This window comes from Niameybacter massiliensis, from assembly GCF_001282685.1.
GTDB classification, from domain to species: domain Bacteria; phylum Bacillota; class Clostridia; order Lachnospirales; family Cellulosilyticaceae; genus Holtiella; species Holtiella tumoricola.
In genome coordinates, this window is sequence record NZ_LN875032.1 from 57800 (window position 1) to 82846 (window position 25047).

The 25047-nt window shown below is 33.6% G+C and carries 24 protein-coding genes and 1 pseudogene; 4 read left to right on the forward strand and 21 right to left on the reverse strand.

Translation table 11 applies throughout. The features are described from left to right. The first annotated feature begins 1 nt into the window (after nucleotide 1). The gene (locus tag BN2390_RS01415; protein ID WP_053982569.1) at nucleotides 2-841 is read left to right on the forward strand and encodes an ATP-binding cassette domain-containing protein; all 840 of its coding nucleotides are present in this window, start codon (nucleotides 2-4) and stop codon (nucleotides 839-841) included. A gap of 38 nt (nucleotides 842-879) precedes the next feature. Here BN2390_RS01415 and BN2390_RS01420 read toward each other — a convergent pair whose 3' ends face one another. Further along, nucleotides 880-1512 (reverse strand): DUF305 domain-containing protein, encoded by a 633-nt coding sequence (locus tag BN2390_RS01420; protein ID WP_053982570.1) that lies wholly within the window; start codon nucleotides 1510-1512, stop codon nucleotides 880-882. A 34-nt stretch (nucleotides 1513-1546) separates the two neighbouring features. After that, nucleotides 1547-3610, reverse strand: a complete 2064-nt coding sequence (locus tag BN2390_RS01425) for a glycoside hydrolase family 31 protein (protein ID WP_082238526.1) — start codon at nucleotides 3608-3610, stop codon at nucleotides 1547-1549. Nucleotides 3611-3846: 236 nt separating this feature from the next. On the opposite strand from BN2390_RS01425, the gene BN2390_RS01430 reads away from it, so the two are divergent. Next, nucleotides 3847-4326: a hypothetical protein gene (locus BN2390_RS01430; protein ID WP_053982571.1), complete on the forward strand. Its 480-nt coding sequence runs from the start codon at nucleotides 3847-3849 to the stop codon at nucleotides 4324-4326. Nucleotides 4327-4413: 87 nt separating this feature from the next. On the opposite strand, the gene BN2390_RS01435 is transcribed toward BN2390_RS01430, so the two are convergent. From BN2390_RS01435 to BN2390_RS01505, 15 genes and pseudogenes are all read right to left on the reverse strand, one after another. After that, nucleotides 4414-5097 (reverse strand): manganese efflux pump MntP, encoded by a 684-nt coding sequence (locus BN2390_RS01435; protein WP_053982572.1) that lies wholly within the window; start codon nucleotides 5095-5097, stop codon nucleotides 4414-4416. 223 nt (nucleotides 5098-5320) lie between these two features. Next, on the reverse strand, nucleotides 5321-6061 hold the full coding sequence (locus BN2390_RS01440) for a LytR/AlgR family response regulator transcription factor (protein ID WP_053982573.1): 741 nt from the start codon (nucleotides 6059-6061) through the stop codon (nucleotides 5321-5323). Beyond that, nucleotides 6061-6519: a hypothetical protein gene (locus BN2390_RS01445; RefSeq protein WP_053982574.1), complete on the reverse strand. Its 459-nt coding sequence runs from the start codon at nucleotides 6517-6519 to the stop codon at nucleotides 6061-6063. Before BN2390_RS01445 ends, BN2390_RS01440 begins: the two co-directional genes overlap by 1 nt. Then, the gene (gene floA / locus BN2390_RS01450) at nucleotides 6500-7492 is read right to left on the reverse strand and encodes a flotillin-like protein FloA (protein ID WP_053982575.1); all 993 of its coding nucleotides are present in this window, start codon (nucleotides 7490-7492) and stop codon (nucleotides 6500-6502) included. Before floA ends, BN2390_RS01445 begins: the two co-directional genes overlap by 20 nt. A 52-nt stretch (nucleotides 7493-7544) precedes the next feature. Beyond that, nucleotides 7545-8042: an NfeD family protein gene (locus tag BN2390_RS01455; protein WP_082238528.1), complete on the reverse strand. Its 498-nt coding sequence runs from the start codon at nucleotides 8040-8042 to the stop codon at nucleotides 7545-7547. A gap of 120 nt (nucleotides 8043-8162) precedes the next feature. After that, nucleotides 8163-8987, reverse strand: coding sequence for a sensor histidine kinase (locus BN2390_RS01460; RefSeq protein ID WP_053982576.1), 825 nt, complete (start codon nucleotides 8985-8987; stop codon nucleotides 8163-8165). Nucleotides 8988-9199: 212 nt separating this feature from the next. Next, nucleotides 9200-10771, reverse strand: coding sequence for an RNA polymerase sigma factor (locus tag BN2390_RS01465; protein ID WP_053982577.1), 1572 nt, complete (start codon nucleotides 10769-10771; stop codon nucleotides 9200-9202). Nucleotides 10772-10858: 87 nt separating this feature from the next. After that, a pseudogene (locus BN2390_RS01470) lies at nucleotides 10859-11161 on the reverse strand (NUDIX hydrolase); the annotation flags it as partial. Nucleotides 11162-11426: 265 nt separating this feature from the next. Beyond that, a complete protein-coding gene (locus tag BN2390_RS01475; protein WP_053982578.1) occupies nucleotides 11427-12284 on the reverse strand; it encodes a MurR/RpiR family transcriptional regulator in 858 nt (285 codons plus the stop codon). A 21-nt stretch (nucleotides 12285-12305) separates the two neighbouring features. Continuing rightward, nucleotides 12306-13181, reverse strand: coding sequence for an ROK family protein (locus BN2390_RS01480; RefSeq protein WP_053982579.1), 876 nt, complete (start codon nucleotides 13179-13181; stop codon nucleotides 12306-12308). A gap of 8 nt (nucleotides 13182-13189) precedes the next feature. Continuing rightward, nucleotides 13190-13642, reverse strand: coding sequence for a NanQ anomerase/TabA/YiaL family protein (locus BN2390_RS01485; protein WP_242847632.1), 453 nt, complete (start codon nucleotides 13640-13642; stop codon nucleotides 13190-13192). A gap of 73 nt (nucleotides 13643-13715) precedes the next feature. Then, nucleotides 13716-14588 carry a carbohydrate ABC transporter permease gene (locus tag BN2390_RS01490; RefSeq protein WP_053982581.1) on the reverse strand — a complete coding sequence of 291 codons (873 nt, stop codon included), beginning with the start codon at nucleotides 14586-14588 and terminating at the stop codon, nucleotides 13716-13718. Between the two features lie 17 nt (nucleotides 14589-14605). Further along, entirely contained in the window at nucleotides 14606-15502 is an 897-nt protein-coding gene (locus BN2390_RS01495) for a carbohydrate ABC transporter permease (protein WP_053982582.1), read from the reverse strand. Nucleotides 15503-15589: 87 nt separating this feature from the next. After that, nucleotides 15590-16960, reverse strand: a complete 1371-nt coding sequence (locus BN2390_RS01500) for an ABC transporter substrate-binding protein (protein ID WP_053982583.1) — start codon at nucleotides 16958-16960, stop codon at nucleotides 15590-15592. Nucleotides 16961-17037: 77 nt separating this feature from the next. After that, nucleotides 17038-17721 (reverse strand): N-acetylmannosamine-6-phosphate 2-epimerase, encoded by a 684-nt coding sequence (locus BN2390_RS01505; protein WP_053982584.1) that lies wholly within the window; start codon nucleotides 17719-17721, stop codon nucleotides 17038-17040. A 300-nt stretch (nucleotides 17722-18021) separates the two neighbouring features. Between BN2390_RS01505 and BN2390_RS01510 the strand changes: the two genes are divergently transcribed. Further along, nucleotides 18022-18939: a dihydrodipicolinate synthase family protein gene (locus tag BN2390_RS01510; protein ID WP_053982585.1), complete on the forward strand. Its 918-nt coding sequence runs from the start codon at nucleotides 18022-18024 to the stop codon at nucleotides 18937-18939. A 58-nt stretch (nucleotides 18940-18997) separates the two neighbouring features. On the opposite strand, the gene BN2390_RS01515 is transcribed toward BN2390_RS01510, so the two are convergent. Together BN2390_RS01515 and BN2390_RS01520 are read right to left on the reverse strand one after the other, a co-directional pair. Then, on the reverse strand, nucleotides 18998-19969 hold the full coding sequence (locus tag BN2390_RS01515) for an SGNH/GDSL hydrolase family protein (protein ID WP_053982586.1): 972 nt from the start codon (nucleotides 19967-19969) through the stop codon (nucleotides 18998-19000). A 219-nt stretch (nucleotides 19970-20188) separates the two neighbouring features. Further along, nucleotides 20189-21148, reverse strand: a complete 960-nt coding sequence (locus tag BN2390_RS01520; protein WP_053982587.1) for an MraY family glycosyltransferase — start codon at nucleotides 21146-21148, stop codon at nucleotides 20189-20191. Nucleotides 21149-21377: 229 nt separating this feature from the next. Here BN2390_RS01520 and BN2390_RS01525 point away from each other — a divergent pair, with 229 nt between their 5' ends. Continuing rightward, complete coding sequence (locus BN2390_RS01525) at nucleotides 21378-22214, forward strand: ROK family protein (RefSeq protein ID WP_053982588.1); 837 nt, start codon at nucleotides 21378-21380, stop codon at nucleotides 22212-22214. Between the two features lie 67 nt (nucleotides 22215-22281). Here the strand turns inward: BN2390_RS01525 and BN2390_RS01530 are convergent, their stop codons facing one another. Further along, nucleotides 22282-23004, reverse strand: a complete 723-nt coding sequence (locus BN2390_RS01530; protein ID WP_053982589.1) for a hypothetical protein — start codon at nucleotides 23002-23004, stop codon at nucleotides 22282-22284. Continuing rightward, the gene (locus tag BN2390_RS01535; protein WP_053982590.1) at nucleotides 23004-24926 is read right to left on the reverse strand and encodes a hypothetical protein; all 1923 of its coding nucleotides are present in this window, start codon (nucleotides 24924-24926) and stop codon (nucleotides 23004-23006) included. Before BN2390_RS01535 ends, BN2390_RS01530 begins: the two co-directional genes overlap by 1 nt. Nucleotides 24927-25047 lie beyond the last annotated feature (121 nt).

Below are 25047 nucleotides of genomic sequence, written 5' to 3' on the forward strand. Positions count from 1 at the left end.
TATGAATTACATTATGGAGACTAAAAATCTATCCTTTCAGTATCCTGACGGTACCCACGCCTTAGACAATATTTGCCTTCATCTTGAAAAAGGTACTACTACAGGTCTCTTAGGTGGTAATGGCGCTGGAAAATCTACTCTGTTTCTCCTTCTAAATGGCATCTTGAAGCCTACTCAAGGAGAGGTACTTTATAATAACCAACCAATCTCTTATACCTCTAAGGGTCTTCAGCAACTGCGTCAATCTGTAGGTATTGTTTTTCAAGATCCTGACACACAGCTTTTTTCTGCAAGTGTCTATGAAGATGTTTCATTTGGAGTTGTTAACCTGGGTATTTCCGAATCGGAAGCACGTGTGCGTATTGAACGTGCTCTTAAACAAACCGGAACATATGAACTACGTCATAAGCCTACACATAGTCTAAGCTATGGTCAAAAAAAGCGTGTTGCACTAGCCGGGATTATTGCTATGGAACCTACTGTTCTCATCCTAGATGAACCTACTGCTGGATTAGATCCACAAGGTGTTAAAGAAATTATGGATCTTATAGATACCCTTAAGCAAAATCTTAATATGGCTATAATCATCGCAACCCATGATATGGACCTTGTTCCTTTATACTGTAACTATCTTTATGTATTAAAATCTGGTCAACTCCATACATCTGGTACCGTGTCAGATGTTTTTTCACAACCTCATATTCTTGAGACTGCTGACTTATGCTTACCTTATGTTGGTCAACTCATGTACGTGCTTAAGGAAAAGGATCACTTAGCATTTACTAATTTACCTGTTACTGTTCAAGATGCTCGCAAGACATTACTGTCTTTATTAAAATAATTTTTAATTATAAAAAGACCACCTTTAGGTGGCCTTTTTTATGCACGTATTTCTCTTGCTAACTTTTGCAAATAAGTAATCTCTTTTGTATGTCTTTCTATGATTTTTTGTGCGATTTCTTGTACTTCTACATTAGGTGTATAGTTTAAGATATTTTGTGATATCTTAATAATCCCTTCGTTATAGCAAATCATCTGAAGTAAAAACATACGATCTACATTTTCATCTTCAACTTTCTCTAAATCATCTATCATAGTATCTAGAGCTTCTTTAAAGACTTTTAAATACTCTGCTTCTTTTAAATCATCTTCTACCTTTTGTTCTTTTAGACGGATCCTAATCTCTTCCATCTTTTTAACTTCTGTAGCATTACGCTTACGCATGCTACGTCCTGCTTGACGAATCACTTGATTATCGCCATGATCCATTACATTCTTAGCAAGTGCTGAACCTGCCTTATAGTAAGCTAACATTTGTTCTACATAATCAAGGGTAGCATCATCTTCATCTGACGACTTATCCATGTCTTTTCTTAACGTTTTTAAAATAGCTTTCTGTTCTTTTCTATATGCCACAGGATCTTCTGGAGGTCTTTCCTGAGCCTGTACAGAGCTTACCAATGTTAGACATAGACATACAACCGCCAAGCTTCTTCGGATAAGTCTTTTCATAGTATTGTCTCCTTCTTGCGCTTATTCTTTTTTATTATTCGCAAGATGAGATTTTGTATACCTCTATTTTTTCAAGTTTTTCTGGTTTCACGTTTATATCAGACATATAAATTTCAGTTATAGAATCTTCTAATTTTGGTTTAGGTGTTATACCATCATCTTCATAGAGCTTATATGCACAATGATCTTTGTAGTAACCAATAGCATGAAGCTTAGAGCTGTCTTGTGCCTCTACATTAGCTGCTACCTCACCTAAAATCAACATATGATTTGGTCTAATGAATACTGGCAAATGATCAAGATCTGCTTCAATATAATGATGACCCTTTTTCATTTCTTCTACAGTATAATTTGTTGCACTTTCAAAGTTTACATACAACATATTTTCTGGTAAATACACATAACGTCCTGTTTTATTTTGTTCATATACAGGGGCAATCATAATGGATTCTCCTACTAACAACTGATCTTCAACTTGAGTACAATGAGGGTCATTATATTCAAAAGCAAGTGGCTTAAAGAGCATATCATTGCTTAATGTTACTTTCATATATTCACTATAGAGATATGGAACAAGTGCGTAACGCATTTCAATCCATTTTTTGATACGTTCTGTATACTTAAAGTTATATGGTTCTTGGAATCTAGTATAGGCTGCCGTATGGTTTCTAAGAAGAGGTGTAAATACACCAAATTGAAGCCATCTTGTCAAAAGTTCTTCCGTTGTATTATCACTAAATCCACCTACATCTGCTCCTGCATACATAAAACCACACATATTAAGGGATGGCATCATCTTAATATTAAGAAGTAAGTGGCTCCACCAAGAGCAGTTATCGCCAGTCCATATACCACCATAACGATGCATACCAATGTAAGATGCACGAGAGAAAAGAAGTGTACGTGTATTTGGACGTAGTTCTTTAAAAGCCTCTCCTGCAGCGCGAGTCATATTATAGCCATATAAGTTATGCACATCATAATGGCACACTCTCACTCCATCCATATCATGATACATATCCTTATAGTAGGCTTCTTGATTCATGATATTACTAAAGCTATCCTTAATACCAAAGAATGTGCCTAAATCTATATTTTCTCCTCTGTGCTTTTCTACATTTGCCATAGCTGCTTCTACAGCTTTTGGTGTATAGAAAATAGCTGGCTCATTCATATCATTCCAAAATCCTTCTATACCTTTATCTAATAAAAAGGCATATTTATGACCAAACCATCTACGTGTCTTAGAATTTAAAAAGTCTGGGAAATGTACTTTTCCTGGCCATACTGCCCCTTCAAATACGTTACCTTCACCATCTGTTACAAAACAATTTTCTTTAAGGCCTTCTTCATATGTTTCATAACCTTCTTCTACTTTTACACCTGCATCAATAATCGGAATAAGACGAATACCCATCTCTTTCATTTCTTGTACAAAGACCTCAAAGTTAGGAAAGGCTGTTTCATCTACTGTAAAATCTTTAAATCTTTCCATGTAATCAATATCTAAATAAATTGTATCAATTGGTATACCATTATCTTTAAAGTTCTTTGCTACTTGTCTCACTTCTTCACTTGTTTTATAGCTCCAGCGACTTTGCTGATATCCAAAAGCCCATTTAGGTGGGATATAACTTGTCCCTATCATCTGTCTAAAGGCTTTTACAATTTCAAGAGGTGTCTCACCCTCTATAATATATAAATTAAAATTCATAGTTTCTGGTTTAATGATTAATTCATCAATATTGGAGTATCCAATATCAAAACTAATACGTCCAGGATAATCTACAAAAACTCCAAATGGTTTATCTTCTGCTACAATAAAGAAATTGTGTGCTCCATATAAAGAGCGCTTAGCCTCTGTGTGAACACAATCATCTGCACAAAAACTTTCATAAATCCAACCTCTTTTATTAATTCCACGTAGATTTTCACCTAATCCATATACTACTGTTTCTGGTTTTAGTGTATAGGTAAAGCAACCTTCTCCCTCTACTAATCTTATTAACTCTTTACCTTGTTGAATCCCCTTATCTACGACAGCATCTGTTTCAATTGGTGTGCCATAGGTATATTTCATACTTGTTGTTTGCTTCATTTTCAACTCATCCTTTTCGTATGTAGTATAAATACCGTTATTTATAGTATACAATATTTCATTGTTATGTAGAATTATTATATTTGTAAAATCTATTGGTTATTTTTTATATAATATCACTTTCCAAATCATTGAAACATATCAACTAACCTTCAAAATACACCTTTATATTGTATACCTTTTTAACTTTTTGAGAACTCTACACTTAAAGTATATTTTTAAAGAGGTGATTTACATTGACTAAACGCTCTCGTCCTTTGCTGATTTGTCTACTTATTCTTAGCTTATTATTACCCTACACCGCTATTTATGCAACTTCTAGTGATACGTTTACTCTTGATGAAGTAACTTTATTAAATGATATTAAAAATATTCAATCTGAAATGGCACTTGCTGCTCAATCTGCTTATGCTAATAAGATAACAGGTAAGTCTACAAAAGCTCAATCAAAAATATTGGAAACAGTAGCTACACAGATAGATTTTCTATCTTCAGCTCTACAACCTTATGAAAATGTCCAGGACCTTACCCTTGAGCAAAGTAACACTCTTCTTACTCTATTTAATATCATTAACTTTCTTAAATTTATGCAACAGGATTTATCTAAGTATATTAATGCAACAGATAATTATACAGCCTATCAATTATTAGTTGCCTATGTCAAAACCGACTCTTTCCTTTCTCAAGTACTGGTAGATTATGAGTATATACAATAACTTAAATAATAAAAGAGTTGATTTCAGTTATATGAAAATCAACTCTTTTATTATAATTTAGTGTAAAAGTTTCTTTATCCTATGATTCTAAAATAAGGCTTTAATAGCTAAGAATACTAATATAGCTCCACCTAAAAGCTCTGATTTACTTCCTAATAAGTCACCAAATTTCTTTCCGATAAAGATAGCTAATAAACTGCAAATTGCTGTTGTAAAAGTAATAATACCTGCTGCTGGTAAAATATCTACCTGCATTGCACTAAACCCAATACCTACAGCAAAGGCATCTATACTTGTTGCAATGGCTTGAATAAATAGCATCTTATAGGTTAATTCTTTTTTCTCTTCTGTTTCTTGTACCTCTACTGTTATTGCTACTTCTTCTTGTGTTGTTACTTCATCTACCATAGTCTCATCTACTAAGGTGTTCTTTTGTTCCTGCTTTTGTTCCTGCTTTTGTTCCTGCTTTTCTTTTGCTTGTTCTTTTTCTTCTTTGATATGTTCAATACCATCTTTAAGCATCTTACCACCAATAAAACCTAATATGATAAATACTAAAATGCTTGCATATTGGCTAATGACATCTGCAAATAATCCCCCTGCAAAATAACCAATCAGTGGCATAAGACCCTGGAATAGTCCAAACAAAATAGGCATTGCATACGTTTTAGCTTTACCTGCATCCTTATAAACCATACCATTTGTCATAGATACTGCAACTGCATCCATACTTAGCCCAATTCCAATTAAAATAATTTCAATTAATCCCATATTACCTCTCCTCAATTTATAATTTTCTGAGAGCACATACTTATTTTTTCCAAAAAATAAAAGACCCATGTATGGCAAAAATACCATACATGAGTCTTGTTCATTAAGGCAAACCAGATTACAACGTAATCATTATGTTGACTTGCCACTTATTTCATAATAAGCAAACTACTCCCTCACGAAGTTACATCTATTATAAGTTATAATATTTGTGAAGTCAATTTTACAAAAACATCTTTTTGATTTCTTCGTATTTTTCTCCTGTTATCAAAGCATCTTTATCAAGATCCTTAAATTTAACAATATAGGTCCATCTACCATATGGAGAAATCTTTGTAATTTGAGAAAGATTAATAATATATGATTTATGGCTACGTATGAATTGGTCTGGATCTAGTTTTTCTTCTACCTCTGTAAGGCTTGCTGAGGTGGTAAAAGCATCTTTTTGTGTATATATCACTGTATTGCTATCTTCTCGTTGCACTAAGATAATATCATTGATATTTACAAAACTCATACTCTCCTTACCTTTTACTAATAGCTTCTCTAAGCCTTTTTCATAGCGTACAATCTTATCCATACTTGTTGCCTGATCAGGTTCCTGAAGTGCTTTTATTCGTTCTAAAGTATGGGTTACACGTTCAACATTAAAAGGTTTTACTAGATAGTCAAAGGCATAAACTGAGAAAGCTTCTGGCATATACTCACAGTGAGCTGTTGCAAAAATAATTTTTGTTTTAGGCTCTATATCTGCTATTTCCTTGGCACAATCAAGTCCACTACCTTCTTTAAGTTGTATATCTAAAAACACAACATCTGGTTTAAGCTTATTAAAAACTTTAAGACCTTCTTTGCCTTCTTCGCATTCACCTACCACTATAAACCCAGGTGTCTTCTCGATAATCTTACGCATTAACAAGCGTATACCCGCCTCATCTTCTATTAGTAAAACCTTAATATCCATTACATCCTCCCCATTCTTCTCCGTTCCATTCGTCTGCGCTTTGCTATAGGATCGCCAATGATCTCAGACAGAAGTATTGCATCTCTCCAATATTCATTGCTACTATTTTCTTCTTCTCTTAACCTAGTTTCCTCACGATGAACTTCTTGTTGTTTACGTTTTATTTGTTCTTCAAGCTGGCTATCTCTATCTTTTGCTACCGGTTGATGCTTTTGTTTTTTATTCTTTTTAGGATGGTGTTTTGTAGATTCATCTTGTTCTTGAGATTGTTCTGTTGCCTTATACGCGTTTTTCCATTGTGACTTTTTCTTATCACGCATTCCTTCACCAAATTGTTTAGCCATAGATTGTAATGCCGCTAAGTCTCCCATAGGATTATTATTCCGTTGACCTGTAACAAGAAAATTATTAAGCTCCATTACCTTACTTTCAAATGAATTAAGATTGTTTCGCCCCATCTTTGCCACCTCCTAATGGTAGCTTGCCATTATTTGTAGTTGAGATTGTTTGACGCATTTTTGTATCTGCATTAATGTTTTGGAGTTCATAGTAGTCCATTACCCCTATTTTGCCTTCTCTTAACGCATAAGCCATGGCTTTTGGTACTTCAGCTTCTGCTTCAACTACATAAGCACGCATTTCTTGTTCTTTAGCAACAGCCATTGCTCTTCTTTCTTCTGCTTTAGCTTGAGCAATATTTTTATCTGCTTCAGCTTGAAGTGTTTGAAGTTGAGCACCGATGTTACGACCTACATCAATATCTGCAATATCAATAGATAAAATTTCAAATGCTGTTCCTGCATCAAGTCCTTTACCAAGCACCATTTTAGAAATACCATCTGGGTTTTCTAGTACTTCTTTATGAGATACTGAAGAACCCACTGTTGTAACAATACCTTCACCAATTCTAGCAAGTACTGTTGCTTCTCCAGCACCACCTACTAATCTTTCTAAGTTAGCACGAACGGTTACACGTGCTTTAACTAAAAGTTCAATACCATCTTTAGCTACTGCTGATACATTAGGTGTTTCAATAACTTTTGGATTAACACTCATTTTAACTGCTTCTAATACATCACGACCTGCAAGGTCAATAGCTGCTGCCTTTTCAAAAGGTAGTTCAATCCCTGCACGTTCTGCTGCAATAAGAGCATCTACAACACGGTCAACATTACCACCAGCTAAATAATGTGCTTCTAATTGATTAACATTAAGGCCTACACCTGCTTTAGTTGACTTGATAAGTGGTAATACGATACGGTTTGGTACAACACGACGTAGTCTCATACCAATTAGGTTAAAGATACTTACTTTAACATTTGCAGCTAATGAAGATACCCATAATCCCATTGGTACAAAAATAAAGAATAAAATAATAAGAATACCTATAATACCTATAATAACAATACTTCTAATAATACTTGCATCCATCTTTTTCGCCCCTAACTTTTTTAATTTATTATCCCTTTAACTTAGGTTGTATTTATGCTTTCACTTTTACAATTAGTTTTGACCCTTGTACTTTATATATAACTATTGGTGTTCCTTTTTCAATATATTGACCTTCAGAAATAATATCAAAATTTACACCTTCAAAACTACCAACACCTGAAGGACGTAGGTCTGTTGAAGCAATGCCTTCTTTTCCAAGTAAATAATCTAAGTCTGAGGAACTGATGTATCCTTCTGTTTTGTTAAGCTCATTTGTTAAGATAATAGGCCTTACCCATTTTCCTTTCGCCAAGAGCCAGACCATGATTCCTAGCATTACTCCCAGTATTGCCAGGATAGCAATAGTCATAATCATACCCTCTACAATCGTGTCAGCTGTCAGGAATACGCTAATTACTAAGCAGATGGCACCTGCTATACCTGGAAAAGAAATACCGGGTGCAGTTAACTCTATCCCTACTAATACAAAACCTAAAATTAATAAGATTATGCTAAAAAGTGTCATTCCATCTAGTAGTCCTGCTATCATTATTTCACCCCCTTTTTATTACCTTTTGGTTATAGAACTATCATATTCCTTTTACATTTGACTTTCTATAGATACGCCACAACTTATACATTTTCTCTCCTCAAATGTCGTTTTTACCCCCTATACCTTTGGTACTAATATAGTAAAGCAAGTTTTATCAACATTAGAATCTACTTGAATACTCCCTCCAACCTTTTCTAATGTCTTCTTTACAATCGCTAATCCCATACCATGTCCCTCTTCTTTTTTAGTTGAAAAGCCTTGTATAAAAATATTAGGTAATACATCTGGTGGAATAACAGGTCCATTATTGTAGATATAAAAGCTATAATTTGCTTGATCCTCACCAATATCAATATATAACTTTCTCATATTCTCTTTTTGCATTAAGGCAGTAAAACCATTATCTATAACATTAGATAACACCTTACAAAGCTCCCATGGCTCCATTGATATATCCTTCAAGTTAGACTTTACCTCTAGATAGACTGATACATCTTCATTTTGTCCTTTTTGCATCTTTGCTTGGAGCAACGCATTAACCGCTGGGTGAGAGGTCTTAAGTGCTTTGCCTACTTTAAGTAGATCTTCATAAACAGGTTCCATATAATGCTTTGCTTCCTCAAATTCTTCAAGCTCCATCAAACCATAGATCACTTGGATATGATTTAAATAGTCATGACGTTGCTCTCTTAAGGTTGCATTCAAGTTCTCTAGATTCTGGATTGTTTCTTGCACATCTTTTCTATCTTCTCTTGCTATTAAAAAATAATAGCTCACTACTGCTAACATACTATTAAATGTTGTTAGTCCTGCTGAGCCATACAGAAGAAGGAACATATCTTGGCTTGGTGCATAGTTGATATAAAAAATGATTACGATAATTAATAAAATCTGCAGAATGTTGATAAGAAAAGATAGCCTAATGATTTTTTTTAAATTCATTTCTGTACCTCTATTTTATACTTTAGTATATAAATAATTCTTTGAACTTTTTACTATTATACCATGCATCTTCCTAATACTTTATCATTATTCTAATATAAAATTATTATTACACTCTTATTCACAAAATAGAATTTTAATTAAAGAATAAAGGCAATGGTGCTACCCTATTTAATAAGTAACCCCATTGCCTTTATTAATATTTAATTGATTTACATTGTCTCATCTATAACTATATACGTCGTAGGCATTTCATTTGCACTCCAATTTGTTTTAATATAGTCTTTACAATGCATAATATGAGCAGGAGCAGATACAACTTCACTAAATAATCTCATCCTCGCTATTCCTTTTATAGATTGCTTTAAATGTATTGGTGTATGATTTTTTAAAATGCTACAAATCACTGAAAATATCTCCTGTGAAAGCTGATATGTTTCTTCAATAATAGGGTCCAAAATTTTTATGACTTTATCTATCTGTTTCTGAGTATAAACAGGAACTGTTATAGCTAATTCACCATTCTTATTAAGGACATAACCTCTTTTTATTAAGGTAACAATCATTTCTTTTTCATATTCATTTGGATCTTTAACCTGACCTTTTGCAAGCCTTATAAATAAATTTACAAGCTTTCTATCATTATAAAAATCATGATGTGTTCCCTTTGGATTCTCTATCCAATCCATAAAATAAAGCATACAATCTTCTATTTCCACGCCTCCCCCTTGTATTTGACAAATATTAAAAGCATTCTTGCACTCTTCTTCTCCCCAAACATATGCTCTTTCTCCAAATGCTGTTATTGGTGTTTCTCTCCCTAAATCAATCTCCTGACATTTTTTAAAAGTTGATGCTAATACCATACACATCATCTGCCACATATAAGTATTATGGCTCATATTACACCCATAAAATCCAATACTTCTAATATCACTTTCATGTGCTACCAAAAAGTGATTGATGCTATCTGCAATTTTATCTTGAATATCTGCAAGCTTACTAGAAACTTCTCTACTAAAATCTTTCGACATTATGACAATGTTAGTGGTATATCTATTCCCCCTTTTAAGAAGAATACCCGCATTAACAAGTGTATATAATTCACTTTCAAGATATGGTAATGCAACTCCTATTTGTAAACTAATTTCTTCACCTGTTAAATCATCGTTATAGCATGCCCATAAAATATTTTGCGGAATAGCTTTACCATCTAAAATTTGCCAAAATCTATTTGGTCCTTCTCCCATATACATCAAAGATAATTGTTTAGGATTATAACTTTGTTCACCATAATTTCTATTCATATTCATACCTTCTTTCAGAATTTTTCTTGCTTTAAAAAGTAAATATTTTACCATACTCTCACTAATAGAGAGTTTTTGAGAAATTTCTAAGCATGATTTATTCTCGAGATAATAAAGTATCGTTACCTTCCTATATTTTTCCGACATAAGGGACAGCTCTCGCCTTAGTAAATCAATTTCAGTATGGTCATCTTTTATGTCATCAAAATAGCCATAATAGCCTTCTTCAATCAGTTCACACTCTTTTATTTTTATCTTTCTTCTGTACCAACTACTATACACATTACCTGCAACACTCCACATAAATTTATAAATAGCCTGATCATCACGAATATTAGGTAATGATTTAATGAGCTGTAGCAGAATATCTTGTGCTAAATCTTCTGCTTCATGTTGAGTAGACGTACGTGTCATGCAATATGACAATATGGATTTTGATACTTCAGCTATCTTACTATCTATTTCGTGCTTTTCCATTTCCTTCTGCTCCTTTCTTTTTAATTTGTTATTTATATAGTCGTATGAATATGAATTCGGTTAATAAAAATCAAAAAATACTTCACTTTATTTTATTAATGTTTTTGATATCTTCTCTACTAGCTTCGGTTGTATTAAAGGATATGTAAGCTTTTCTGGTATATCATCAAAAAAGTATACTTGCTCTATTTCCATATCTGGTAATTTACCCAGTTCACTTATCTCTGCAAAAAAGAGCATACCAAACGTCTCAATATCCCCTCGTACTACAGAGTATACTCCTATCTGTGTTAACTCAAACGCTACTGCCCCTGTTTCCTCATATAGTTCTCTTTTAGCACACTCTAAAATTGTTTCACCTTGTTCTCTATGTCCACCGGGTACTTCAAATGTATCTCTTTCTTTATGCTTGCAATATACCTATTGTCCCTTATATCTAGACGCAATTACTGCATACTTTAGCTTGTTATCCTCTATTTCATCATAAAATTTAACTTCCATTTATTTTTCTCCTATTCTTCTTTTGTTTATCCTATGTCATAGCTATCTCTCATCATCCGGTAAGTATACTCTCTTTCATCATACACCTCGCCTCTTAATAAGGTAAAGAGATACAAAAAGAGGCCCTACTCTTAGTAGTAAGACCTCTACATATCTAATAAATCTTATCTAAAACAGCATCTGCTGTCTTATGAATATTCTTATTGGTTACTTCTAAACGTTTTCTATAGAATTCATTATACATAATATCTATAAGGAACATTTGGCTCATTTGAGATGATGTTGAGCCTCCATCTAAAGGCCCTTCATTAGCCCCACATAGCAAAGTTACATCTGAATAGACTGTTAGGGGTGATTTGGCATATCGGGTTAAGCAAATAACTCTTGCTCCACTTTGTTTGGCTAGTTTGGCAACATGGATTGTATCTTTTGTCGCACCAGAATATGAAATAACAATGGCAACATCACCTTCTCCTAGCATAGAAGCAGACATTGCTTGCATATGCGAATCCATTACACATCTTACATTAGGAATAATTTTCAAAAACTTATTCATTGCAAACATGGAGGTTAGCATACTTGCCCCTACCCCAAAGAAATGAATACTGTCTGCTGTTTCTAAATAGTGCATCACTTTTGCAAAATCAGCTGTCTGGATAAGCCCATAAGTTTCATTGATTGCATTAATATTATTCTGAAGAACCTTCTTTGCTAATACTTCAAATGGATCTTGCAAATTAATATTACCAATTTCTTCTTCTACTTCTAGATCATCATGATTCATACTTAAAGACAGTTGCATCTTAAATTCTTGATAGCCTTGTAATCGCAAGCTCCTACAAAAGCGAAATACACTTGTATCTCCAACTTCACAGGCATCTGCTAAATCTGTAATAGACATGAATAATACCTTTTTAGTATTCTCTAAAATATAATTAGCTACTTTCTTTTCTGCCTTTGTATATCCAGAATACCCCTCACGTATTCGTCCTATCAAATCATTACTTGCCATTTTTCCACCCCATTTTGCTGTTTAATCTAATGTACAAGCAAGTTTCACTGCACCTAAAAGACCTGCTGTGTTTCCGAGTTCTGCTTGTCTTAAGACTACATTTCTAAAACTTGGCATGATATTAGTGTAAAGCATCTTCTCTAATTTTTCCACTACATATGTTTGAGCAAATACGCCTCCTCCTAAAACAATACATGGAGGATTAAAAATATGAATCAAGCTAACAAGTCCATACATAATCTCTTTGATCCATTCATCAACAATCTGCTTAATAGGGTCTTCATCTAGTCTTTCAAATAATTTGCGTCCATTAGTAATCGTAGGATCATACGCTTGTGCCTTCGCTACTAGAGCTGTTGTAGATGCATACTTCTCATAACATCCACTAAAATACTCCCCTTCTTTTCTATCTTCTGGATGAACAATCATACTTCCAAATTCTCCTGCTGAAAACTCTGCACCTGTATAGATTTTTTTGTTGATAACAATTGCTCCACCTACCCCTGTTCCATAAGTCAAACATAGGAAATGATCATACCCCTGTCCTGCCCCAAATGCAGCTTCTCCTATTGCTGCTGCATTTACATCATTCTCTACTGCTACTGGTACATGAAAAGTGCCTTCTAATATCTCTTTCACCTTCATACCTGTATAACCCGGAATATTTTCATTAGCATATCTTATCATACCTTGTACCGAATCTACTTGCCCAGCTGTACTAATACCTATTCTATCAAATTCATCGTATTCTTTTAGTATAGAAATAGCCTTTGCTACCACAGCTTCCCCGCCTGCTTTAGCATTAGTTGGGTACTCTTTAATTTCACTCAGTTGATTATTCTCCCATACCCCTGCCTTAATCGAAGTTCCACCTATATCAAGTGCTACAATTCTCATTTCTTCACCTACTTCTTAACTTTTACTACACATTTTTTAATTGCTGTATTAGATCCTACTTGAATACCTGGTTTATGTAATTCTTCTATCATACATACAATAAAGCGTCCTGGTCCAAGTATACATGAGCTTCCTGTGTTTGCCTTAAAGAATCCTATATCTTCTTTATAAGCTTCAACTTCTTCTATCCCCTCTGTAGCAACTTGAATCATTTCCGTACCTACTAAGTCAATTTGAATATCCATATAATTCTTATGATATTCGAAGTTTAATTCTTCTGCCCCTTTTGTAGTTGCCTCCATTACATTAATAAAAACATTGTCACCATCTATATCCGTTCTTCCTAGTGGAAGACTATTTAGGTCATTACTTGCAATAAATTCTATTGCCTTATCCAAATGTTCACTTATTCCTTTGTAATTTACTATATTTGTTATTAAATCATAAATCATTATGTTCATCCTCTCTATTCTATATATTTAAAAGGGGGCATTGCATAAAATATGCAAAAGCCCCTTGATATTACTTACCCTATCATCCTTTAACAGCTCCCATTGTAATACCTTGTGTAAAGTATTTTTGGAAACATACAAACATCAATACAATAGGTATTGCAGCTAAAGTTGCTCCTGCCATAATTACACCATAGTTTGTTGCAAATTCTGCTTGAAGTGTTGCTACACCTAATGAAATTGTAAGTTTTGATCTTGTATTTAACATAATGAGCTGCATAAAGTAGTCATTCCATGAAGTAATAAAAGTGAAAATTGCAAGTGCAGCTACCCCTGGTTTTACAATAGGTAAAACAATGTTAAAGAAGGTATGTAATTCACCACATCCATCTATTTTTGCTGCTTCTAAAAGTTCCCCAGGAATTGTTTCACTAAATTGCTTCATCAAGAATATCCCAAATGGCCATCCTACCGCTGGTAAAATAACTGCTGCTAATGTGTTATGAAAGCCCAATGCATTAACCATTCGCACAAGTGGTACAAGTACAACTTGCTTTGGAAGAGCCATTGCAACTACAAACATTGCAAAGATAAATCTTTGTCCATAAAAGCGTTTTTTAGCTAATACATACCCTGCAAGTGCTGCCGTTAAGCATACTAAAATCATAGTTATTAATGAGATCCAAATACTATTTCCTAACCATTGAAGTGCTGGGTTTTTAAAAAGTTTTACAAAGTTCTCCATCGTTGGATTTAACGGGAACCATTCTGGTGGAATTTGTACCGTTACTTTTTGAGCTTTAAATGCTCCTGTTATAATCCAGTAAAAAGGAAATATAAAAATAAAAGTAAGTATATATAAGAACGCCATTGAAATAACTCTGTATGGTGTTATTTTCTGTTCTCGTGTACTAAGTGCTTCTTCTTTTTCTCTAACTTTTTTTGCCAATTGCATTAGAGTGCCCCTCCCTTCTAGTATTCTACATCGTTTCCGAGTACTTTGAACTGTGCAAAGCTAATGATACCGATAATGATTGCTAAGACTACTCCCATTGCGTTGGCATAGCCAAATTGAGTAAGCTTAAATGCTTTTTCATATACCAGATACATAATTGTGCTTGTCGAATAGTTCGGCCCCCCGGAAGTCAACAACTGAATCAATGAGAAACATTGGAAGGAGTTAATTGTAGTAATAACCACTACATATAAAGTAGTCGGCATAAGACAAGGCCATTTTATCTTTCTAAAGATTTGCCAATTATTACCCCCATCTACTTCTGCAGCTTCGATAAAAGATTGAGGTATATTACCAAGTGCTGCTACATAGAGGATAATAGGCTGCCCAACAGATGTAGTAAGTAAGATAATAATAATTGCCCATATAGCAAAACGTTTATCTCCTAACCACATAATAGGCTCATCAATGATACCGCCTGATTGTAAAACATAATTTAAAATACCGTTAAGTGGATCGTAAATCCATTTCCATACTACAGTTACAGCAACGGTTCCTGTAACAACTGGTAAGTAGAATACACCTCTAAAGAAAGAGCGTACGCCTGCTTTCTTTTGATAAATAGTTACCGCTACAAATAAAGAAAAAATTACTACTACTGGCACAGAACCCAGTACAATAACTAATGTATTTCTCATAGACTTCCAAAAAATTTCATCTTGAAAAAGATTAATATAATTTTGGAGTCCTATAAAATTAAATTTCTTTAAAGTGTAGTCAAAGAAACTAGTAAAAATCCCTGATAACATTGGATATACAACAAATGTAAAGAAAAACAATAATGCAGGTGCCAAGAAAAGATAAGAAACTATAGTTTCCCTAACACGAATCTTGGGTAGATTATGTTTATTCATAGTCACACTCCTATTCGGTGATTTTCCTTAATAGGCTGCCGTAAAATACTTAAATCTTATTTCACGACAGCCCTTTAAACTTACTTATTATTGAGCATTTTGGATTGATTGGTTTGAGTAACTTACAAAGTCATTAAGAGCTGCTTCTGGAGTTTTATCTCCTGCAAGTACTGCTTGCATCATTGGGAACCAGTAAGTTCTCATTTCTGCAAAACCATCAATTGTGTTGTAATATGTGCCATAGTATTTTGTTAAATTAGCTAAGTAAGTCATGTTGTCATCACCTTCATAGAGGTTGCCATATGATCCACGAACTGGGAATGTTGCTGTTTGTTTAACATTTTTTGGTCCCCATGTTGGATCATTACAAATGAAATCAATAAGAAGTTTAGAAGCTTCGATTTTCGCTTCATCTCCATTATTAAAGATACAGAAACCATCGATAAGGTATTCAAGTTCTGGCTCTTGACCTGCTGGAGTTGGGAATGGAACAAAGATTGGTTCAAAGTCCATATTTGCTTTGTTATTATTATAAACACCAGGACTGAAAAGAATAGTATGAGATACACGTCCTGATGTAAATTCTTCGATAGATGCTGTACCATCAAGGGCACTACCATTTAGTAAGAGACCTGAATCTACTGCATCTTTAACAAATGCTAAAGCTTCAATACCACCCTCACTATTAATTGTGTACTCTGTAAGTGCATCATTTGTAATAGGTGTTCCTGCTAAGTTAGAAATAAATGCTCTAGGACCTTGGTCTCCACCTTGAGATACACAGTACACTACTGCACCCTTTTCACCCTTTTCTTTAAGTGCTGCTAAAAGTGCTTTATATTCATCTACTGTCCAAGTTCTATCTCCTTCTAGGTTAATCATATCTAATAATCCATGTTTTTCTAACATATCTTTATTAAACGCCATTAAGAAAGGAGCTGAAGAAATAGGATACATGAAATAATCATCTCCTACTTTTGAAGCATTAATAATATTATCATTGTTTACGTCTTTTATAAATTCATCTGTGAACATACTATTTACGTCAGCTAACACACCATCTTTAGCGTAAGAAATGATTCGTCCTGGTGCATCAAAGAGTACATCACATACGGTACCACCTTGGATTGCATTCGTGATTTTTTCTGGACCAGATGCAAAATCAATCATTTCCATGTTTACTTTAATGTTTGGATATTTCTCATTGAACGCTTGGATAATACCTTCTTCATACTTTCCTGCTGTATCATCTATTGGTGCAAAGTTAGGGAAGTTCCACCATGTAATTTCTACAGGCTCTTCTGTCTTTACTTCTTCCTTTTGTGAGGAATCCTTTTCTGATGAACTGCTTTGTGATTCATTATTTGCAGGTTTTGATGTCTCCGCTGCTGTTCCACATCCTACAAACGTTGTTAAAGAAACTGCTAATGTTAATAATAATGCGAAAGCTTTTTTCATAAATTTATCCCCCTTAGAATAAAATTCGTATATTGATCACAGATTCAATCTGTTAGATCCTTTAGGCTAACTACTTATTATTGCAATGCTTCTACGTAACGCTTTGTAATGTCCATTGGTCTTGTAATGGCTGTTCCCACAACCGCTGTTAAGGCTCCTGTATCAATAGCCTTTCTTAGATCTTCTGGGCACCAGATGCCCCCTTCTGCTATCACAGGCTTGCCACAGTCTCTAACTAATGACCCTATGAGATCAAAGTTAGGTAAAGTAGCTCCTTGTGTATAGTCTGTATATCCATGCATTGTTGTACCAATTAGGTCAAATCCTATCTCAGCTGCATGTATACCTTCTTCATATGTAGAACAATCCGCCATAAATAATTGGTCTGGATATTTTTCTCTGATTTCTTTGAAAGACTCCTCTAATGTCTTACCATCAGGTCTTTCTCTTTTTGTTGCATCTATTGCAATGATGTCTACTCCACATTCTACTAATGCATCTACTTCCTTTATAGTAGGTGTGATGTACACGTTACAATCTCCATATTGTTGTTTAATGATCCCTATAATAGGTAAATCGACTGTTTTTTTAATTTCTCTTATATCTTCAACTGTATTAGCGCGTATCCCTACAGCACCTCCCAGCTTAGCTGCATATGCCATTCTTCCCATAATATAAGAGCTATGTAATGGTTCATGTTCAAGTGCTTGACATGAAACAATAAGTCCACCTTTGACTTTATCTAGTACGGAGTGATCCATAGGTTATCCCCCTTATTTAATATTTGTTTATATCTTCTGAATTTATAATAACATAAAGAAAAATTTTTTCAATAGTTTTTTGGAAATTTTTTTCATAAATTAAGCACTTTTTATTAATAACTTGTCTTTTTCATTTTAAATTTGTTTATATTACATATATAATGGATGATATTTTTTTTATTCTTATTTTCTTAAAAAAATGAACAAAATTTTCTTTTTTTATTGATTTCCTTTTTTAAGAGTGATACTATAGTAAAAAGTTATTTAATTATTCATATAAATATCCTAGGAGGGTTTAACATGTCCAAATACGAAACTTCACGCTTTAGAAATGTCACAGTTGCACTTAATACACCATTTAATGCTTGTGGTGATATTGATTTAAAAGCGGCTAAAGCACTCACTCGCTACTATATTAATAAAGGTGTTAAGAGTCTTTATGTTTGTGGAAGTACTGGAGAAGGCTTCTTACTTGATGATAATGAACGTAAACAAGTTGTTGAAGCTGTTACCGAAGAAGCTGGAAATGAAATGAACATTATCGTACATGTAGGCACACCATCTAGCAGACACGCTGCTGAGCTTGCTAAACATGCTGAAAGTGCCGGTGCTGCTGCAACATCAGCTGTACCTTGCGTTTACTATAGACCAAGTGAAGAAAGCGTATATCGTCATTGGACAACAATTACAGAAGCTGCTGACCTTCCTTTCTTTATCTATAACATCCCTCAACTTACAGGTTTCAATCTCTCTATGACACTTTTCAATAGAATGTTAGAAAACGAACGTGTTGCTGGGGTTAAAAATTCATCTGAACCTTGTCATGATATCCTTCGCTTCAAAGAAGCCGGCGGAAAAGACTTTATCGTTTTTAATGGTCCTGATGAACAATACTTAGCGGGTCGTCTTATGGGTGCTGATGCAGGTATCGGCGGTACATATGGTGCTATGCCAGAACTCTACTTAAAACTTGAAGATTTAATTAGACGTAATGAAATTGCTAAAGCACAAGTGCTTCAAAACAAAATCACTCATCTAATCTACCGTTTATGCAGTTTCCCATCTATGTATGGTGCTTGCAAAACAATTATTAGAATGGATGGTTGCAATATTGGTGACCCTAGACTTCCTTTCTTACCAGTTGATGAAAAAGATCCAGCCATCATTGCTCTTTTCAATGATATCAGAGCTACAATTGAAGAATGGAAAAATGTATAATCTATTCATTAGCCTAAAATAAAAAGAGAACATTGCTCATGCAATGTTCTCTTTTTATTTATTGAATATTTTTAATTTCTTGGTATAAAGCTTCACCAATAATTTTGTGTGTAGCTGCTGTTGGATGCCATTCATCATAGAACATATAGCTCTCTACATTTTCTGTAACAGCCGGTAATACTTCTGGCCATGTTGGTTGTACTACATTAACGAACTCTGTAATACCATATTTATCTGTATTCGATACAATATCCTCTGTTGTTTTTGTGATATCATAAGTTGTAATATTTAAGCCTAATTCTGCTGAAAGTGTCTCTACAAGTTCTGGTAATTGTGCATTTACTGTTTTGGCATAATCTTTAGCATATTCTTGACGTCCTTCTGTAATTTCATAAGGGATATATGCTGTATCAAAAGCATAAGGAATAAGGAAGTTTTTAGCACCTACTTCTGCTAAATTTCTTACTGCTGCTTCAATATTAGCCACAACTTGATTTCCAACACCTTCAACTGTTCCTTCTAAACTATAATCAACAAATTTGAAATAGTCATTAAGCCCACCAAAGATATAGAAAAGTGTAGTTCCATCTGCTTGTTCTCCATTTAAAGAAGCTGCATACTGTTCAATTTGTCCTAGTACACCTGTACCACCTTGACTATCCATCCATTCTGAATAATTTTCATAACCACTTGTTGCACCACCTACAGCATAGTTAGTAAGTGGTAAACCTGCTAAATCTGATGCCACTTCAATAAATGTTTTTCCATTTGAATAACGATTTTCCCAGTAAAGATCACCTGGTTTAATAAAAGCCTTTTCTTCTGTGCCAGCTTCTACAATCGCTGTAGATACTCTATTAGCACCACCATTATCTGAAAAGCTATCTCCAAAAGCAACAATATTTGTAATGAATGTCTTGCTCCCTTCTTCAGCCCCTTCTGTTAATGGTGTACTGCTACATCCTGCTACACCTAATAGCATTGTTCCTAAAAGTGTTCCTACTATTAATTTTTTTAATATTTTTTTCATAGTTACTCCTACAATTTTTATATTTTTAACACAATATAAATTATAAACACAAATACATAAAATTATAATTGTAAATTATACACAACAGAATCTTTACATTCTAACAATGAATTCAGTTTTTAATACTTATTATTAATTGATTTATGTACTACCTACTAAAAGGAGGCACTATACATGCCTCCTTTTTTATTTAATTTATTATTATTAAGTTTAGATATCTTAAATTTTTAACATAAATAGTATAATTGCACTTAAATTAAGGCACATACTTACTAAGTATAGAACCTGGACTGCCTGCTTTTGTGTTAAACCATTTTGTACAAGTCTAAAATGTACTTGACTTGTATCCCCTACATAAAGTGGTTTACCTTGTTTCATTCTCATATACATAACATACAAATTATCAAATATAGGTAGCCCAAGTGCTAATATTGGTATGAATATAGATATAATTGTTGCCTGCTTAAAAGCTCCATCTAATGAGATAATAGCAAGCATAAAGCCTAAAAACGTAGCACCTGCATCTCCCATTAAAATTTTTGCAGGAAATTTATTATATCTTACATATCCTAGGCATACACCTACTAGTATAATCCCCATAAGTGCAGCATTTGCATTACCCTTACCGCATGCTACTATAAATAATGTAAAGGCTGAGATACAAGATACGCCTCCTGCCAATCCATCCATCCCATCCGTAAAATTAATAACCGTTGTTACCCCAAAGACCCATACTACTGTCAAGATTGCTTGTAGCATTGTAGGTAGCAAAATATATCCCCCATTAAAAGGATTTGTAAAACCTATAAATTGAACGCCTCCTGCATATACAAGTATGCAAGCAAGCACCTGTATCATCATTTTAGGCCAAGCCTTCAGATCCCCTCCACGAATTTTAACCCAATCATCTATCATTCCTACTAAAAAAATCAGACAGCTACTAATAAATATCCACATTGTTTTTGTAGTAAGTTCTTTACTAAACAAGAAGTATACAATCCAAAACACTGTAAAAATACCTACTGCTGCTAGGTACGGTTTTGCCTCTTTATGGATTTTTCTTGTATTCTCTTGTTTTGGTTTCTCCACATAATCAATTTTATAAGCAATCTTTCTAAGTTCTGGCGTGATTACCAACATAATGGCTAATGATAGTAAAAACGCAAATGCATATACCATAGCTTTTCCCCCTAAGGCTTCAACAGTTTCACTACAATTTTTAATAATATATTACCCTCTAACATTTTTCAATATATTTTATATAAAATTTTATAAATTTTAGAAAATATATTCCTCTTATTATTTTTACTTAAATTTTTACATTTATTATATAAGATATTCCATTCCTATTTTATTTTTATACCCTATAATAATCTTATACTATTACATCGTTTAAAGGAGAAGTATTATGAGCAATTATGTAGGCGTTGATATCGGTTGTACAAAAATGTACTTTTGTGCAGTAGTAGATAATCATTACATCGAAAAAAGAGCACTCACAGGATTAGATTGTCCCAAAGAACGTATTAAAGAAGAACTTGAAGCCTTCTTAAAAGAACTTCCTTTTATCCCTGAAGGTATTGGTATGGCTATTCCTGGTCTAGTTAAAGGTGATTATATGGTAGAGTTATCAGATATGAGTGACCTTACAGGCGTAACTGTAGATTATTTTAGCGAGGGTCGTTTTCCTATTCGCTTTATCAACGATGTAAAAGCTGCTACTGTATGTGAAATTAGCAATCATCCTGATAGTGATACCTTAGCTGTTATTATGGCAGGTTCAGGGCTTGCCATTGGTGTCTATTCTAAGGGTAAGATGATAACTGGTGCTCATGGATTTGCTGGTGAACTAGGGTATTGTGTCATTCAAACTGAAGATGGTCCAACTGTCTTAGATGACGTCTCTGGAGGCATGGGTATTTTAAGATTAGCTCAATGTGATGCACCTACATTACTCTCTCGTTTAGAGAATAATGACCCTTCTGCTACTGCACTCATCGCTAAAGCAGGACACTACTTCGGTCTAGCACTTACCAACATTATTCATCTCTTCAATCCTGATACCATCGTAATAGGAGGTAGCACCTCTACTTACACAGGCTATCTAGAACACGCTCTATCAACTGCTAGCCAGTATACTTTAAAAGATATGTACACTGCTTGTACTATTACAACACCTAAAGATCTTAAGCGTATCGTCGCATTAGGTGCATTAGAATACATAAAATCTGGTCTTATACTTTAAGAAAAAGCCTAAGATATAGGAGGAGGCATCCTTACTATATCTTAGGCTTTAAACTTACTTAAAATATTTATAATCTATTATGATTCTTTTTTAACTTATGATAAAAGCTTACTTCTAATTCACTTAAATCTTGTTCTTCTTTAATTCCTCTTACCGAATAAAGATAATACATAATTTGTCTAAGGATAATTGGAATGGTTAGCATCATCATCAAACAAACGATATCTTTTAATTCATTTGCCATAAATTCTATTCTAAATATTTGCCCCATGAACATATTAAATAGCTCTAATGCAATCGTAAACATAATGGCAAGCCAACAAATTGTTTCTAAAAATGTTTCAAAATGCAATTCCTTAAGGTAAGTATTTTTCTCTGATGTACCTAAAAGGGACAGTTCTTCTATTTCCTCTAAATGATTAATCATCATTTCTTCTCTATCTACCTCACTATCATGTAATGCCTTCTTAAGAACTTTCTTTTTATTATTTTTATAAATTTTATCTTTTATCTTTTTATAAGGCTTAGATGGTGAAAGTAATTGAATAATAATATAGCCACACATAATTCCTATCAACAAGAAAAGTGTCGACAAGTTAGCATAACTACCTAATCTATAATTTATAGGATATGCATGATATAAAATACTATTAAACATTAAGCTTACAAAAAGCATTGTGCACCAATAAACCACCTTGCTTCCCACTAAACTTATACGTCTTCTTAATGTATGTTGCATCATAAACACCGTTAGCCCTACACAAAGGACTAAAAATTCTATAAGAATCATTATATGCTATCCCCCTCTAATAAATAATCTTGCTCTAGCTCATGTAGATTTTGAATATACTCAAGCTTCAATGCGAGGTCTGACATCTTCTGATTTGCCCAGATTACAAACTTTGTCTTTATTAAGACGTATTGTTCTTCTGTTAAGTTCTCTAATCCTCTATGTTTATACATTTCTTCTCTTGTTAAAATACTTCCTAAATTAAACTGACACAATATAGCTACAAAACCACTGTATTTATCCAATTTACTTAATGGGCACCACATAGAATAACCACTTTCAATACCTTCTGGTATAAGTTCAAATTGTCCCAGGAAATACTTTAATTGGATAAGCATGTTTTGTAGACGCTCTCCTTCTTTACTCTCGGTATCTCCTGCCATTAAAGTTGCAATAAGAAGCTCTTCTATTGCTTCTTTAGACTTTCCTACAATGTCTTTGTTAGACTTAGCAAAAAGAGGTGTCTTTTCTCTACCTTGCATTAAGGCAAAGAGTAATGTTAGTCCATCGATAAGGACTGCAAATGCTAAACAAAACCATGCCATGGCTCTTTGAGCACCTGGATCTAAAAGATTTTTAATAGGTAATACATATAAGTTATGCATTACATAGCTTGGTGAAGTTAAATCTATAGGATTTTCTAATACTTTCGTTTGATTGAGAATATAAGCAGCACTTTTAAGCTCTGATTGCATTTGTGTATAAAGTTGCATCGCATCTTCTTCTGTTACACCACTAGTCATAACTTCTTCTAGTGGTTTCATAATAGAAGCTTCTTTGTCTGCTAAGATTAAATAATGATTGAGATCTTGCTTAAATTTTGGTAGGGTTCCCTCTCCTTTTAACGCTACCACTTGTGTATGGAAGTTCGTTAATACGGTTGAGAAAATATTTCTATTCCCTTTACCTGTTAAGATAAAGTCTAAGACATAATCTTGAATTGCAGCAATCTGCTCTTCTACTTTTAAGATTTTTCCTTCTTCTCCTAAAACCCCCTCTTGCTGTTCTTGTATAAGGTTATACATTGAAACTACAAGCTTTCCTATTTGTTCTTGTGTCGTCTTTGTTTCAATACTTGCTTCTATAAAAGCATCCTTAGTTTGTCCACCTAATATAGCTTGTACTTCTTGCTCATACAACTCATTTTTAAGCGTTGCATCTTGCTTAGTTGTATCTGTAATCATATTACCTACAGCAGCATTATACTTTGCCATATCTGCATAATATTGATCTAGGTTATCACCATAATTATTAATATTAGGTTTTCTTAATGCATTTGTTTGAGCATTAATCTTTCCTGTTTCAATTTTAATACCATCTAATTTTTTACTAAGTGCCTCATTTTCAACAACTTGCTTTGTTAATGCACTATAGCTTTTATCTACCTCACTAAAAATATCAAACACATAGCTTTTCATATCATTTTCAGATTGATCACGAATCAGCTGATATTCTTCTGTCATACTGCCATAAATTTGTTTGTAACGCTCTTCTAAGTAATCTACAGGTGAATTGATATGATTATAAATACCAATATAAGAGAAATACGTTGAGCAAAGTGTTGACATACACATAATTAAAACTAACCACATTTTAAAATGTCTTCTTATAGTATGGCTCATACAAAATACTACTAGCTGAATAGCTAGTGCAAAAAGAAGCGGTGCACTTAATCCAAAAGGTAAATTGACACCTCCGAAGTATACTTTACTCCCTTCAAAAGTTGTTGCTAAAGAAATCAGCTGTAAAAATACAGTTACAATAACAATAAGCCATCCTAGTGTATTTTGATTAAAGATAACATCTGTTCCTCTATAGTCATTACCTCTTAGCATATTTTGATAAAATTGCTGCTCTTTTTTAAGCGCATGCTTTTTATAATGTCTTTCAAATTTATGTTGAATCCAAGTTAGTTTAGGCATTTTCTCACCCACTCTCTATCAAATTCCAAAACGGTTCTTTTTTCATCCTACTCATTATACGAACTATTTCTTATTAAAAGACGTATAAATTTCTTAAGATTTCTTTAAAAACCATTAGGAT

Coding starts and splice junctions, on each gene's coding strand:
- BN2390_RS01440 (WP_053982573.1), bottom strand. CDS start 6,061: ATGGATATTAAGGTTTTACTAATAGAAGATGAGGCGGGTATACGCTTG.
- BN2390_RS01460 (WP_053982576.1), bottom strand. CDS start 8,987: ATGAATTTAAAAAAAATCATTAGGCTATCTTTTCTTATCAACATTCTG.
- BN2390_RS01480 (WP_053982579.1), bottom strand. CDS start 13,181: ATGAGAATTGTAGCACTTGATATAGGTGGAACTTCGATTAAGGCAGGG.
- BN2390_RS01510 (WP_053982585.1), top strand. CDS start 18,022: ATGTCCAAATACGAAACTTCACGCTTTAGAAATGTCACAGTTGCACTT.
- BN2390_RS01495 (WP_053982582.1), bottom strand. CDS start 15,502: ATGAATAAACATAATCTACCCAAGATTCGTGTTAGGGAAACTATAGTT.
- BN2390_RS01415 (WP_053982569.1), top strand. CDS start 2: ATGAATTACATTATGGAGACTAAAAATCTATCCTTTCAGTATCCTGAC.
- BN2390_RS01455 (WP_082238528.1), bottom strand. CDS start 8,042: ATGATAGCAGGACTACTAGATGGAATGACACTTTTTAGCATAATCTTA.
- BN2390_RS01445 (WP_053982574.1), bottom strand. CDS start 6,519: ATGGGGCGAAACAATCTTAATTCATTTGAAAGTAAGGTAATGGAGCTT.
- BN2390_RS01535 (WP_053982590.1), bottom strand. CDS start 24,926: ATGCCTAAACTAACTTGGATTCAACATAAATTTGAAAGACATTATAAA.
- BN2390_RS01525 (WP_053982588.1), top strand. CDS start 21,378: ATGAGCAATTATGTAGGCGTTGATATCGGTTGTACAAAAATGTACTTT.
- BN2390_RS01465 (WP_053982577.1), bottom strand. CDS start 10,771: ATGGAAAAGCACGAAATAGATAGTAAGATAGCTGAAGTATCAAAATCC.
- BN2390_RS01485 (WP_242847632.1), bottom strand. CDS start 13,642: ATGAACATAATGATTTATGATTTAATAACAAATATAGTAAATTACAAA.
- floA (WP_053982575.1), bottom strand. CDS start 7,492: ATGGATGCAAGTATTATTAGAAGTATTGTTATTATAGGTATTATAGGT.
- BN2390_RS01420 (WP_053982570.1), bottom strand. CDS start 1,512: ATGAAAAGACTTATCCGAAGAAGCTTGGCGGTTGTATGTCTATGTCTA.
- BN2390_RS01530 (WP_053982589.1), bottom strand. CDS start 23,004: ATGATTCTTATAGAATTTTTAGTCCTTTGTGTAGGGCTAACGGTGTTT.
- BN2390_RS01500 (WP_053982583.1), bottom strand. CDS start 16,960: ATGAAAAAAGCTTTCGCATTATTATTAACATTAGCAGTTTCTTTAACA.
- BN2390_RS01425 (WP_082238526.1), bottom strand. CDS start 3,610: ATGAAGCAAACAACAAGTATGAAATATACCTATGGCACACCAATTGAA.
- BN2390_RS01505 (WP_053982584.1), bottom strand. CDS start 17,721: ATGGATCACTCCGTACTAGATAAAGTCAAAGGTGGACTTATTGTTTCA.
- BN2390_RS01515 (WP_053982586.1), bottom strand. CDS start 19,969: ATGAAAAAAATATTAAAAAAATTAATAGTAGGAACACTTTTAGGAACA.
- BN2390_RS01475 (WP_053982578.1), bottom strand. CDS start 12,284: ATGGCAAGTAATGATTTGATAGGACGAATACGTGAGGGGTATTCTGGA.
- BN2390_RS01520 (WP_053982587.1), bottom strand. CDS start 21,148: ATGGTATATGCATTTGCGTTTTTACTATCATTAGCCATTATGTTGGTA.
- BN2390_RS01435 (WP_053982572.1), bottom strand. CDS start 5,097: ATGGGATTAATTGAAATTATTTTAATTGGAATTGGGCTAAGTATGGAT.
- BN2390_RS01490 (WP_053982581.1), bottom strand. CDS start 14,588: ATGCAATTGGCAAAAAAAGTTAGAGAAAAAGAAGAAGCACTTAGTACA.